Source organism: Streptomyces sp. NPDC020875, from assembly GCF_040641415.1.
Lineage (GTDB): Bacteria > Actinomycetota > Actinomycetes > Streptomycetales > Streptomycetaceae > Streptomyces.
Genome location: NZ_JBFADP010000010.1, coordinates 75,588 through 87,369 on the forward strand (window position 1 = coordinate 75,588; position 11,782 = coordinate 87,369).

Genomic DNA, 11,782 nt, shown 5'->3' on the forward strand with positions numbered 1-11,782 from the left:
GCGGACCGCGCGGGGCCGTGCCGCAGCGCCGGTTACCGAGGCGTCAGGCGGTGTCGAGCAGCAGATCGAAGGCCGCGGGCAGCCGCCGCCATGCATCGCGTCCCGAGGCGTACTCGGCGTCCGTCAGCAGACAGGAGTCGAGGAGGCGTTCCAGCCCGTCCCGGTCGAGGCCGGGCGAGGTGAAGACCAGATGCTGGCAGCGGTCACCGTGGTCGGGGTGCCAGTCGAGTGCGGCGGCCGCGCGGCGTACCGGCGGGACCGTCTCCCAGGCCGCGTCGGGCAGGGACGCCAGCCAGGGGCCGGTGGCCTCGACGCAGAGCGCGCCGCCCGCCGCGTCCCAGGCGAGGAGGGTGTCGGGCCGGTCGGCGAGCCAGAAGCGGCCCCGGCTGCGGGCCGCGGCACAGCACAGGTCCTCCAGCGCATCGTAGAGGCGTTCCGGGTGGAAGGGCCGGTGCCGGTGCCAGACGTAGGTGGCGACACCGGCCTCGTCGGCGTTCTGGGGCAGCAGCGCGCACGCGGGGTGCTGGGCCGCGGCGGTGGCCTCGGCGTCGAAGCCCGCGAGGGCGGCGGCCGCGAGTTCCGGTGTGCCGACGGCCACCCGCCGGGCGGTGGGGTGCAGTTGGGCAAGGAGCGCGCGATCCTCGTCGTCGGCCCCGCCTCCGTCGACCACGGCGAGGACGGGGGCGTACTCCAGTTGGCGGGCCCAGGTGTCGCCGACGGTCCGCTGGTCCGTGGGGGCGGAGGCGAGACCGCATTCGGCGAGGTCGTCGCCGTTGCCGAGGTACGGGAGGACCAGCGCCGGGTCCACCGCGGTGAGTACGCCCGTGACCCGGAGCCGGTCGCCGCCGTACGCCGCGACGGACTCGGCCACGGCCCTGGGTTCGATCGAGTCCCACAACTCCACGACGGCGAGCCGGGTCGTGCCGTCGGCCGCGAGCCGCTCCAGTTCGGGGCCGAGATCGGCCCCGAGCGCACAGCAGACGCAGTCGTCGACCAGCGGGATCTCCGCGGCGGCGAGCGGGCCGGAACCGTCGCGGAGGGTACGGAGCACGGTACGGCCGGACGCCCCGGCCGGCTCGTGGTGCAGGGCGACGCTGCCGGGGAGGCTCCGCAGCAGCTCGTCGACCACCCGCTTACGGGCCCGGGCGTGGAGCCCGGCGACGATCGCGACGGGGAGGCGGTGTCCTTGTTCCATCAGCGGGCTCCGTAGCGGCGCTCGAACCGTTCGACCCGTCCGGCGGTGTCCACCACCCGGGCGTTGCCCGTGTAGAAGGGGTGACTCGCCGAGGAGATCTCCACGTCGACCACCGGGTAGGTCGCGCCGTCCTCCCAGACCACGGTCTTGTCGCTGGTCATGGTGGAGCGGGTGAGAAAGGCGAATCCGGAGGCGGAGTCGCGGAAGACGACGGGACCGTAGGCGGGGTGGATTCCGGGCTTCATGGGTGGGGTCCTTCTGCGGTGGGCGGGACGGGTGGGGCCGGGCTCGGGGCGGTGGATTCCTCGGCGCGGCCAGGGCCGGGCACAGGGCCGAGGTCGGAGTCAGGGGCCGGGGTCGGGGTCGGGGTCGGGGCGCCGGAGGGTTATCGCTCCTCGCGGAAGAGGACATGCCGACGGGCGACCGGGTCGTACTTGCGCAGCACCAGCCGGTCGGGGTGGTTGCGGCGGTTCTTGCGCGTCACATAGGTGAAGCCGGTGCCCTCGGTGGAGCGGAGCTTGATCACCGGGCGGAGTTCATTGCGTGCCATGAGGCTAGTATATGACAACGGTTTTCATTCTCAATAAGGCTCGACAAGAGCGGAAGGGGACATCTCCCCCTATGGCCACGTACTGCCAGCTCACGGGCGCCAAGCCCGGCTTCGGCAACTCCATCTCCCACTCGCATCGGCGGACCTCGCGCAGGTTCGACCCGAACCTCCAGCGCAAGCGGTACTGGCTGCCCGGCGAGGGGCGCCATGTCCGGCTGACCCTGAGCGTCCGGGCGATCAGGACCGTGGACGCGATCGGCGTGACCGCCGCGGTCGCCCGGATCCGCGCCCGGGGGGAGAAGGTCTGATGGCGAAGAAGAGCAAGATCGCGCGGAACGATCGACGCAAGGAGGTCGTCGCGCGGTACGCGGTACGCCGCGCCGAGCTGAAGGAGATCATCCGCCGCCCGGGTTCCACCCCGGCGGAGCGCGCCGCCGCCGAGGCCGAGCTGCGCCGTCAGCCGCGGGACGCGAGCGCCACCCGGGTCCGCAACCGCGACAGTGTGGACGGCCGCCCGCGCGGTCATCTGCGCGCGTTCGGACTCTCGCGGGTACGGATGCGGGAGCAGGCGCATGCGGGCTTCCTGCCGGGGGTCACCAAGTCGTCCTGGTGAGGCAGGGGTCGGACAGGCTCGGGACCGTGCCGCCCCGGAGACCGGACCACGGCCGGGCACCTTCCGGTACCCGGCCGCGAGTGCGCGCCGCTCGGCCCCGCCCCACCCGGCCCGGCTCCGATCGGGACGGCTCGGGACGTCCCGATCGGGGCGGGGACAGGGGGCGGGGCGGGGCCGAGGCGTGGTCAGATCAGGTTGTGGCCGGGCGCGGTGGTGCCGCCCGCCCAGTCGAGCCGGGGCGCGGAACCGGCGGGCACGATCGCCGTGGCCGCCGTCCAACTGTTGCCGGAGAGGTCGTTGCCCACCACAGCCGCGCCGGTCGAGTCCGCGGTGAGGGTGATGCCGTTCTGGGTCGCCCCGGCGGCCTTCACCCGGTTTCCGGTGACCGTGCAGTCCTTGGATCCGGCCGCGATACGGATACCCGCGACCGCCGCACCGCGAATGTTGTTCCCCGAGATCACGACATCCGCGGCGGCGGCCCGACCAGCTCCGACGTAAACCCCGTGATTCGTGGTCGTCGTACGGATGGTGTTACCGGACACGGTCGCCCCTACCGATCCTCCGATATTGATTCCGTTCGACTGCGTACGGGAGGTGGTGTTTCCGGTGACGGAAGCGCCTTCGGAGTTCACCGCGTAGATCCCCGTACTGTCCGTCCCCTCCACTTGGTTGCCGGAGATGATCGACGCCGGGCAGTCCTCCGCATGGATACCGTTGCCCTTGATGTTACGGACGACATTGTCCGCGATGACGACCGCGGGAATCCGGTTGAGGACGTTCCCGGCGACCCGGATACCGGACGTGCCGGGTTTGGGGCCGGCATTGGTGACGACATTCCCCTTGATGACGACGGAGTGGACGTCGACCACCTGGGGATCGGTCACCTCCATCAGGATGCCCGCCTTGCCGGTCCCACTGATGACGTTGTCGGCGATGACGGAGTTACGCCAGTTGAAGCCCTGGATACCCTCCTCGATCGCCCCCTCGATCCGGCAGCCGATGACCTGGATGTTGTCGTAGGTGCGACCGGTCTCGGCGGTGTGGCCGCCGATGGCACGACCGGCGGCCTCCAGCCGGTCGGATCGGCCGAACCAGCAGCCCTGGATCAGGATGTTCCGGCAGGTCGTCCAGTCGTACGGGGGGAGGGACGTGCTGCCGTCCCGGGCGATGTCCAGCTGGACGGCCTCGGAGAAGCTGCGGGTCGACGGGGTCGTGTCCTTGAAGCCCTCGAACCGCGAGTTGAGGATCCGGCCGCTGTCGATGGCGTTGAACTCCACACCGTGCGCCCCCGAGATATTGCGGATCACGGCGTCCCGGATGGTGATGTCCCGGGCATGGATGAACGCCATGACATTGGTGACCCCGGTGACGGTGCCCTGACCCTGGTCGGCCGCGTTGCCGTCCCAGACGCCGCCTTCGACGACGATCCCGGAGTTCCCCGAGTAGAGGGGATAGGAATCGTTCGGAAGGAAGTTGCGCAGGATTCCCTTGTTGGTCGATACGGAGCGGATGGTGGCCCCGTAGGCGGATATCCGGGTATTACTGAAGACCACCAGGAAGTCGTTCACGGCATAGGTGCCGAGAGGTATCACGACCGTTCCGCCACCGGCCGTCCGCGCCGCGTTCAGAGCGGCCTGTATCGCGGCGGTGTCATTGGCCGTACCGTCACCGACGGCGCCGTAGTCGCGAACGTTGAAGACTCCATGCCCAACCGGATTCAACACAACACGTTCCTTTCTGTCGGGCGGCCGGGAATACATGTTGTCGGCACCCCGCCGCCGGGTGATTCAGGGACAGCAGAAGCGTAGGACGGGCCCCCGGCTATCACCCGGTAATTCCGACGCGCTCGGATCCGGGGATATTTCTTTTCACCGGCGGCCCGGGGACGGGCGCGGTAGAGGGGCCGCGGGTGCGTGGCGTACGGACGCCGGAGGCGAGTGGCGGCCGTACGGCTGCGCCGCGCAGGCCCGACAGAACTCACATAATCAGGCAATAGCCCCTTCTGGTTGAAGGAGCGTCATATCCCGGCTCATCCTTGACCGATGAGCCTGAGAACCCCGGAATCCGCCGTGTCCAGCCTCCGCGACTACGCCTTCGACTGGGCTCTCGTCGATGTGGAGACATCCGGGCTGGTCGCCCGGCGCGACCGGGTGCTCTCGGTCGCGGTCCTGACCCTCGGGCCGGACGGGGAACCGGTCGAGGAGTTCTCGACCCTGCTGGATCCCGGCTGCGACCCAGGGCCGGTCCATATCCACGGTCTGACCGCCGAGCGGCTGCGCGGGGCGCCCACCTTCGACCAGGTGGCGGGGAGGATCGGGGCGCTGCTCCAGGACCGGGTCCTGGTCGCCCACAACGCGCAGTTCGACTACGACTTCCTCGCCCACGAGTTCGCCCGGGCCAGGCTCTTCCTGCCCGTGTCGCGGCGGCTGTGCACCCTGGCGCTCAACCGGCAGGTGGATCCGCCCACGAACGACATGACACTGGGGACCCTCGCCGCCCACTACGGCGTACGGCAGACCCGGGCGCACGACGCCCTGGACGACACCCGGGTCCTGGCCGGGATCTTCCGGGCCACGCTGCGGGAGGCGGCCGGGCTGGATCTGCCGCTGCCCCTGGTGCCCTGTCCGCCCCGGCAGGACCCGCAGTTCGCCCCCAACCCGCCGAAGACCCCGTGCGCGTACCGCAATCCGGGGCGTTGGTGGACCGCCGGGCCCCTCGTCCAGGGTATGAAGATCGCCATCACCGGCGAGACGGAGACCTCACGCGCCGAGCTGGTCGCCCGGTCGGTCGCGGCCGGACTGAACATGATGGCGTCGGTCAGCCGCCACACCAGTCTGCTGGTCACCAACGCGTCGGCGGCGAACTCCACGAAGGCCCGGCGGGCCGCCGCCGAGGGTGTGCCCGTCGTCGACGAGCACACGTATCTGAGGCTGCTGCGGGACGTCCGCGCGGGAACCCCGCACCGTACGGGGGCCCCGGGCGCGGTGACGGCACCGGTTCCGGCACCGGAGGGGACGGCCGCGAACGGCCCGGCGGCTCCGGCTCCGGCTCCGGCCGACCGCACCCGACCGGAACCGGAATGGGAATCGCCCGTCGCGCCGCCGGAAGCCGCCGTCCCGGCACCGCGCCCGCCGGAGGTACCGGCGACCGAGTCCGGAACCGGCACGGGAACCGAGCCCGGAGCCGGGGCGGGGGACAAGGCCGGTGCAGGGTCCGGTTCCGCCGGGGTCCGGCCGCTCGCCGGGCGGCGGGTCCTCGTCCTCGGCGGTACTCACCCGGAGGCCGCCGCCGCCCGGACCCGCGTCGTCGAACTGGGGGCGTCGGCCGCCGTGAACCTCTCGCGCAGCGTCACGGACGTCCTGCTGCTGAGCGGAGGTGAGCGGGACCGCCGCATCCGGCGCATCACCGAACTGGAGCTGCCCGTTCACCACGCGCCCTGGCTCGACGCGCCGACGGCCGCCGCGCCGACGGAAGGCGGCGAGAGTCGGACCGGGACGCGCGCGTCGTCCGTACTACCTCGCGGCGGGGTCGTCGATCTGCCCGTACCGCCCCTCGGCTCACCCGCCCCGACCTGGCACATCACCGCCGCTTGGGCGCCCCAGGACCACTGTGAGATCGATGTCGTCGCGTTCGTGCTGGACGAGGACGAACAGGTCTCCTTCGACGAGGACTTCGTCTTCTACGGCGCTCCGGAGAATCCGGCGGGCACGGTACGCCTCCTCTCCGACGGCCCGGCGGAGCAGACCGTCGCCGTCGACCTGGCCGCGTTCCCGCCCGGCTGTCGGCGGATCGCCGTGGCGGCGGCGATCGACGGGACACCGACGTTCGGGGACGTCGGCGCGGTGCAGGTCGCGGTCTCCCCCGGGCTCGGGGCCGCTCCCCTGGCCCGGGCCACCCTGGACGCCGCCACCACGGAGCGCACTCTGCTGCTGGCCGAGTTGTACCGCCGGGGCGCGCTGTGGCGGTTCCGCGCGGTCGGGCAGGGCTACGACCACGGACTGGACGCGCTCGCCCGTGGCTACGGAGTCGATATCGCCGACGACTGAGCGGATGTCCGGGCACGACGGGTGGCGGAGCGACAGGGCGACAGATGCCGTACGCCGCGGCCGCCATGCAGTTGCTGGGGCGGCGGGCCTGGTGGCTTCCGGCCCCGCTGGCCCGGCTGTTGCCGAAGGTGACGCCGGAGCGCCCCGGCCCGGGGTGACGGACGTTGTCGTCCGCCCCGCCGGGGCGCCGGTTCGCCGGTCAGGGCTTGAGGACGAGCTTCCCCGGGGCGTGGCCGTGCTCACTCGCCTCCTGGGCACGGCCCGCGTCGGCCAGCGGGAACACCTCGGCGACCGGGATCCGCAACCGGCCCTCGGCGGCGAGCCGGGCGTGCTCGCCGAGTTGGCCGATGTCGCGTACGGCCTTGGAGGAGTAGACGACCCCGTAGTCGGCGGCGGCCGGGTCGGCGATGGTGACGATCCGGTCGGTCCCGCCGCGCAGTTCGACGGAGTCGGGCAGGGCGCCCTTGCCGACCGTGTCGAGGACGGCGTCGATCCCGTCGGGGGCCACCTCGCGGACCCGGGCGACCAGACCGTTGCCGTAGGCGACGGGGGTGACTCCCAGGGCGCGGAGGGCGGAGTGGCGGGCGGGGGACGCGGTGCCGACGACCCGGGCGCCCCGGGCCAGGGCGAGCTGGACGGCGGCCGTACCCACACCGCCCGCGGCACCGTGGATCAGTACGGTCTCCCCGGCGGCGAGGGCCAGCAGATCGAGGGTGCGCTGCGCGGTCTCGGCGACCAGGCTGAGCGCGGCGGCCTCCTCGAAGGAGAGTTCCTCGGGCTTCCGGACGACGGTGGACGCCAGGGCGTATTGGGCGTAGCCGCCGGTGTCGGTGAAGCCGAACGCCTCGTCGCCCACGGCGAGATGGCTTACGCCTTCGCCGACGGCGTCCACGACCCCGGCGGCCTCGGCCCCCGGGACGGCGGGCAGCCTGGTGGTGAAGACGCCCGCCATCGATCCACTGCGAATCTTGTAGTCGATGGGGTTCACGGCCGCCGCGACGACCCTCAGCCTGACCTGCCCGGGGCCCGGGTCGGGCGTGTCGGTGTCGACCAGCCGCAGTACCTCGGGCCCGCCGAACTCCCCGAACCGGATCGCCTTCATCACTGGTGCCCGTCCTCTCCCGCCGTGTCGTCTCCCCCGGCCGGTCGCCGTCGGCGCCGCCCGGGGCCGGTCGTGGTCACCGGCGGCCGTCGCCGTCCGGCACCGTCGGCCGAGCGGCGGCCACCACCGGCGCCCCGGCTGGCCAGGGTAGGGCGTCCCGGATCCGGTCCGCCGGGGTCCACGCCCGGCCGGCGGGTCCGGCACCCCAACGGGGGACGGGAAGCGCCTGGTTCACGCGGGGGTGGCCGTGTTCGTTACGGGCCGGGCGCCGAGCAGCCGGAGCGCCGTGGCATCGAGGGTCTCCCGGGCCTCCTGGAGGGTCATCCGGCCGGAGTGGGCGGCCTCCCCGGCGGCGTGCCCCACCGCGATCAAGGTGGTCACCAGCCACTCCGGGGAGAGGCCGGGGGTGAACTCGCCGGAGCGGATGCCGCGTTCCACCAGCCGGACAAGCCGTTCGGCGACGGGCTCGTGCCGGGCGCGGTCGGCCCGGCCGGAGGCGGGGGTCACGGTCGCGGCGACCGAGTGGAGCAGCGACGCGTAGTTCTCGTACGGCCGCCAGGAGGCGTCGAGGAACCGCAGCAGCGCGTCCGCCGCCGGCCCTTCGTCCAGCGCCGCCGACTCGATCGCGGCCAGCGCCTCCGCCGTGATCCGGTCGACGACGGCGGCGAGCAGGGCCTCGCGGGAGGCGAAGTGGGCGTAGACGGTCTGCCGGGTCAGTCCGGCGGCCCTGGCGACGGCTTCGAGACCGGCGTCGGGGCGGGCCCGCAGCAGCCGGACCGCGGCGTCGAGGATGGCTGCCCGGCTCCGCTCGGCATCGGCCCGGCGCTTCCTGCGCGGTTCACGGCCGCCGGAAGCCGGAGCGGGGTCGTCGGAGTGGGCGGTGGAAGGCACGGCGGGCTGCGTCATCACGACAAACTCTTACACCCTTGTCGGCTTTATTGCTGCTCCCTATCGTACCGAGACACCGGGGACCACAGCCGCACCCCACCCCCCGACTCCCCGCGGAGAGCCCCGTCATGCCGCCCTCGCCCGACCACCGCCACCGTCTGCCGCTCGCAGTCCGCCGGTCGACGCTGCTCCGCACCGGACTTCTCGCCGGAGCGCTCTGCTACGGCGCCGCCGATCTCGTCCCGGCTTTCGGTGCCGTGCCCCTGGAACTGCGGCTGGACTTCCATACCGAGCTGATGCGGATGAACGGCATCACCGTGCAGGGCGCGATGGCGCTCTCCGCCGTCGGCTCCTTCGTCCTCACGCTCCCGGCGTTCGGGCCGGACCGCCTCCGGGAACGGATGCTCGCGGGCACGGCGGGGCTGTTGACCGTCGCCACCTTCCTGATCACCCGGTTCGGAAACGTCCCGATCAACGCCCGGATCAAGGAGTGGGCCGCGACGGTCCCACCGGACGGTCACGCCGAAGTACTGCGCCGCTGGGAGCTGTTCAACCTCGGCCGTGCGGGCACCGCCGTCGCCGCCCTCGCCGTCCTGATCTGCGCCCTGACCCCGAGCAGGAGATCCAGCTCCGAAGGGGTCCCGACGAGGGCGACGCAGTCGTCGGCCACGGTGCCGGCCGTCGCGGGACCGGACCGGGCCGCCCGAACCCCGGATTAGGCTGGCGGGGAGGAACCATACGACCCGGAGGCAACCCGCCGTGACACGCCCACTCGCCCGGCTCGGCGCAGCCGGTCTCGTACTGCTGACGACACTGGCGACGGGTTGTGGTGCCACCGGCGGTCCGACGGGTCCGGCCGAGTCCGGCGGCTCGGGTCCGGCCGCCGCGCCGCCCGGGCCCGTGGCGGTACGGGCCCAGGAGGCCCAGCGGGTCTTCGAGGCGTACGCCGGGGCCAACGCGGCCGCCGACGCGGCTCTCGACGGCTCCGCGATCCGGGCGGTCCAGACGGGTCCGCTGCTCGCCGAGTCGCTGGCGGAGTACACCGTCGCCCGGCGTACGGGGGCCGAGTTGCCGAGGGCGGGCTTCCGCAGGCCGACGTTCCTGATTCCGGACGCCCGGCACGACCGGGGCTATCCGCGGTGGTTCGCGGCGGTCAGCAAGTGGGAGGGCCGGGAGGCGGACCGGACCTCGGCGCTCCACTACTTCGTCCAGCGGGAGCCCAAGGGGCCGTGGCGGGCCGCCGTGGCCTCCTGGGTGGTCACCGCCCCCGAGCCCGCCGCCGCGCCGCCGTCCGCGGCGCGGCCGGGCTTCACCGGCCACGATCCGGCGGCCGGAGCGCCGCAGGACCTGGTCCGGCCGGGTACGCCGGTCCTTCCGCCGCCGGACCGGGCCGCGACCGGCACGATCCGTACCTCGTCCACCCCCGCCGCAGATCGCGCGATCTGCGACACCCTGGCCACGTCGCTGAGCGGACCGGCCGGCGGGCCCAGGTCCGCCGAGGCGGTCGCCGCCGACCGGCGGTTCACCCCGGGCCCGTTCACCTCCGGCCTGCGGTCGTACGTCTCCGGTCTCGCCGACGAACGGCTGATCCGCGGCTACACCTACCGCGCGACGGAGACCGGGGCGCCGGTTTTCCGGCTGCAGTCCGGCGGCTCCCTCGTGACCTGCTCCCTGATCCGGGAACACCGCCTGGCGGGTTCGGGCGACGGCGATACGGTCGTCTTCACCGAGGGCTCCGGCACGGACGCCCTGCTGGGCGGCGGCGGACGGGAGTGGCGGCGGGTCGACGAGCGGAGCAGCGCGACCGCCGTGATCGCGGTGCCCGCCCGCAGAAACGAGCCCGCGACGGTGCTGTCGTGCGACTGCTACGCGCCGCAGACGCTCTCCGCGACCGCCTCTCGCTGACCGCCCGGCCGGATACTCCCGGCGCCCCGGAGGCCGGTGCCGGAGCACCGCTGTCCCGGCACCGCGCCCCCGGGCGGGGTCACGCCAGGGATGCCAGCGTCTGCGGGTCGACGACCTTGGTGTTCTGCGCGGCGGCGATCCTCCAGACGCCGTCGTCCTTGGCGAGGACGTACAGCGGGGTTCCGGGTACGGCGTCGGGGCGCGCCACGACCAGGGCGGCCGGGTCCGCATGGCCGCGGAACACCTCGTCGAGCGGCTCGCCGTCCCGGGTGACCGGGCGCTGCCGGACTTTGACGGCCGCGACGTCGGGGCGGATGAAGAGGATGTGCTCGGCCTCGTAGGAGGCGGTCACCGGGTCGTCCGCCGTGGCGGGCAGCACCTGCCGGGTGAAGTCGCCGATCGCGTCGGCGCCGGTGAGCCGTCTGCCGTGCGCGGTGGTCCAGAAGGCGTCCGGGCGGAACGCGGCCATGAAGGCGTCCGGCAGCGCCTTCTGCTGAGCCTGCTCGACCCCGGCGACCAGGGCGAGGACGGCGTCCACATCGTCCTGCGGTACGGGGACTCCGGCGATCTGGGGTTCCATGGTGTGCTCCTCGGTCGGGCCACGACGGCACGGGGTACGACGCCGTCACGACGATCCGCGCCCGGTTGTCCGGTGCGCCGATGACCATCCTTCGACCTCAACATTGATTGAGGTCAAGCTCTCTCCGGCCGGCCCGGGGAACCGCCGGACGGGCCGTGGAAACCGCGGAGAGCCCCTTCGCCGCACGGGGGAACAGCGGAAGGGGCTCTCCAAGGGCCTGGTGGGGGAAGCGCGTTACCGCTCATAGGCCCTGCGAGTCGTCCACGGTCCCTGGGGATGGTGAGCGCCGTGGACGACGTTCCGGGGTGGCGGGCGGCGCACCCGCACGGGCGCGCCGCCCTGCCGCGATCAGACCGGATCGTCCGGCCCGGTGGGGCCGTCCGGTGCCGGACGGTGTCCGCCGCCGTCCTCCGCGACCGCCGTGGCGTCGGTCGCCGGGGAGGGCTCGGACCGGACGGGCGGCGCGGACCTCGCCGTCGCCACGTCCTGGGGTGCCGTGAGGAACTGGTGGAGCGACTTCAGGAAGAGGAAGAGGGTGTCCTCCCCGGGCCCGTCGGGCGAGGCGCCGTTCCGGGCCACCCCGGTCCGGTGGCCCGTACCGCCACCGGCTCCCGGCTTCGTTCCGGCCGGACCGCACAAGTCGGGCGGCGGGGTCCGGTAGTCGATCCGGCGGGGATCCGGGCGCCGGCGCTCGGGGAGCTTCCCCGCGCCGCGCACCGGACGGCCGTGCTCGGTCCGCCCGTACTCCGGTCTCCCGAGGTCGGGAGGGCCGTCGGACTCGGGTCCCGACTGGTCGAGTCCGCAGGGGACCATGCCGCAGCGGGCGGGGCGGCCGCCGGAGCCCCCGGCGGGCCCGGGGTGACCGTGGTGCCGCTGGTCGTGCGGGTCTTCGGAGTCGCGCAG

The 11,782-nt window shown here is 73.3% G+C and carries 13 protein-coding genes; 5 read left to right on the forward strand and 8 right to left on the reverse strand.

Features of this window, described 5'->3' with window-relative positions; translation table 11 throughout:
• Positions 1–43: 43 nt before the first annotated feature.
• The 3 genes from AB0G74_RS08105 to rpmG all read right to left on the reverse strand — a co-directional run bounded on the left by AB0G74_RS08105 (position 44) and on the right by rpmG (position 1,745).
• Complete coding sequence (locus AB0G74_RS08105; RefSeq protein WP_361141911.1) at positions 44–1,195, reverse strand: GTP-binding protein; 1,152 nt, start codon at positions 1,193–1,195, stop codon at positions 44–46.
• Positions 1,195–1,440: a type B 50S ribosomal protein L31 gene (locus tag AB0G74_RS08110; RefSeq protein WP_361141913.1), complete on the reverse strand. Its 246-nt coding sequence runs from the start codon at positions 1,438–1,440 to the stop codon at positions 1,195–1,197. Before AB0G74_RS08110 ends, AB0G74_RS08105 begins: the two co-directional genes overlap by 1 nt.
• A 140-nt stretch (positions 1,441–1,580) precedes the next feature.
• Positions 1,581–1,745 carry a 50S ribosomal protein L33 gene (gene rpmG, locus AB0G74_RS08115; protein WP_361141914.1) on the reverse strand — a complete coding sequence of 55 codons (165 nt, stop codon included), beginning with the start codon at positions 1,743–1,745 and terminating at the stop codon, positions 1,581–1,583.
• Between the two features lie 71 nt (positions 1,746–1,816).
• On the opposite strand from rpmG, the gene rpmB reads away from it, so the two are divergent.
• A complete protein-coding gene (gene rpmB, locus AB0G74_RS08120; RefSeq protein ID WP_361141916.1) occupies positions 1,817–2,053 on the forward strand; it encodes a 50S ribosomal protein L28 in 237 nt (78 codons plus the stop codon).
• Positions 2,053–2,358 (forward strand): 30S ribosomal protein S14, encoded by a 306-nt coding sequence (rpsN, locus tag AB0G74_RS08125; RefSeq protein WP_361141918.1) that lies wholly within the window; start codon positions 2,053–2,055, stop codon positions 2,356–2,358. Before rpmB ends, rpsN begins: the two co-directional genes overlap by 1 nt.
• Positions 2,359–2,543: 185 nt before the next feature.
• Here the strand turns inward: rpsN and AB0G74_RS08130 are convergent, their stop codons facing one another.
• Positions 2,544–4,082 carry a NosD domain-containing protein gene (locus AB0G74_RS08130; protein WP_361141919.1) on the reverse strand — a complete coding sequence of 513 codons (1,539 nt, stop codon included), beginning with the start codon at positions 4,080–4,082 and terminating at the stop codon, positions 2,544–2,546.
• 318 nt (positions 4,083–4,400) lie between these two features.
• Between AB0G74_RS08130 and AB0G74_RS08135 the strand changes: the two genes are divergently transcribed.
• Positions 4,401–6,404: a TerD family protein gene (locus AB0G74_RS08135; RefSeq protein WP_361141921.1), complete on the forward strand. Its 2,004-nt coding sequence runs from the start codon at positions 4,401–4,403 to the stop codon at positions 6,402–6,404.
• 199 nt (positions 6,405–6,603) lie between these two features.
• Here AB0G74_RS08135 and AB0G74_RS08140 read toward each other — a convergent pair whose 3' ends face one another.
• Complete coding sequence (locus AB0G74_RS08140; RefSeq protein ID WP_361142009.1) at positions 6,604–7,506, reverse strand: NADP-dependent oxidoreductase; 903 nt, start codon at positions 7,504–7,506, stop codon at positions 6,604–6,606.
• A 231-nt stretch (positions 7,507–7,737) separates the two neighbouring features.
• A complete protein-coding gene (locus tag AB0G74_RS08145; protein WP_361141923.1) occupies positions 7,738–8,412 on the reverse strand; it encodes a TetR/AcrR family transcriptional regulator in 675 nt (224 codons plus the stop codon).
• Between the two features lie 110 nt (positions 8,413–8,522).
• Between AB0G74_RS08145 and AB0G74_RS08150 the strand changes: the two genes are divergently transcribed.
• Both AB0G74_RS08150 and AB0G74_RS08155 read left to right on the forward strand, forming a co-directional pair.
• Entirely contained in the window at positions 8,523–9,113 is a 591-nt protein-coding gene (locus tag AB0G74_RS08150) for a DUF1772 domain-containing protein (protein WP_361141924.1), read from the forward strand.
• Positions 9,114–9,153: 40 nt separating this feature from the next.
• Positions 9,154–10,299, forward strand: coding sequence for a hypothetical protein (locus tag AB0G74_RS08155; RefSeq protein ID WP_361141926.1), 1,146 nt, complete (start codon positions 9,154–9,156; stop codon positions 10,297–10,299).
• A gap of 79 nt (positions 10,300–10,378) precedes the next feature.
• Here the strand turns inward: AB0G74_RS08155 and AB0G74_RS08160 are convergent, their stop codons facing one another.
• Entirely contained in the window at positions 10,379–10,879 is a 501-nt protein-coding gene (locus tag AB0G74_RS08160) for an SgcJ/EcaC family oxidoreductase (RefSeq protein ID WP_361141928.1), read from the reverse strand.
• 348 nt (positions 10,880–11,227) lie between these two features.
• Entirely contained in the window at positions 11,228–11,692 is a 465-nt protein-coding gene (locus AB0G74_RS08165) for a hypothetical protein (protein WP_361141929.1), read from the reverse strand.
• Between the last annotated feature and the right edge of the window lie 90 nt (positions 11,693–11,782).

Bases quoted from the DNA above. Each gene is read 5' to 3' on its own strand.
- AB0G74_RS08150 (WP_361141924.1), top strand. From the start codon at position 8,523: ATGCCGCCCTCGCCCGACCACCGCCACCGTCTGCCGCTCGCAGTCCGC.
- rpmG (WP_361141914.1), bottom strand. From the start codon at position 1,745: ATGGCACGCAATGAACTCCGCCCGGTGATCAAGCTCCGCTCCACCGAG.
- AB0G74_RS08140 (WP_361142009.1), bottom strand. From the start codon at position 7,506: ATGAAGGCGATCCGGTTCGGGGAGTTCGGCGGGCCCGAGGTACTGCGG.
- AB0G74_RS08165 (WP_361141929.1), bottom strand. From the start codon at position 11,692: ATGGTCCCCTGCGGACTCGACCAGTCGGGACCCGAGTCCGACGGCCCT.
- rpmB (WP_361141916.1), top strand. From the start codon at position 1,817: ATGGCCACGTACTGCCAGCTCACGGGCGCCAAGCCCGGCTTCGGCAAC.
- AB0G74_RS08145 (WP_361141923.1), bottom strand. From the start codon at position 8,412: ATGACGCAGCCCGCCGTGCCTTCCACCGCCCACTCCGACGACCCCGCT.
- AB0G74_RS08110 (WP_361141913.1), bottom strand. From the start codon at position 1,440: ATGAAGCCCGGAATCCACCCCGCCTACGGTCCCGTCGTCTTCCGCGAC.
- AB0G74_RS08105 (WP_361141911.1), bottom strand. From the start codon at position 1,195: ATGGAACAAGGACACCGCCTCCCCGTCGCGATCGTCGCCGGGCTCCAC.
- AB0G74_RS08135 (WP_361141921.1), top strand. From the start codon at position 4,401: ATGAGCCTGAGAACCCCGGAATCCGCCGTGTCCAGCCTCCGCGACTAC.
- rpsN (WP_361141918.1), top strand. From the start codon at position 2,053: ATGGCGAAGAAGAGCAAGATCGCGCGGAACGATCGACGCAAGGAGGTC.
- AB0G74_RS08160 (WP_361141928.1), bottom strand. From the start codon at position 10,879: ATGGAACCCCAGATCGCCGGAGTCCCCGTACCGCAGGACGATGTGGAC.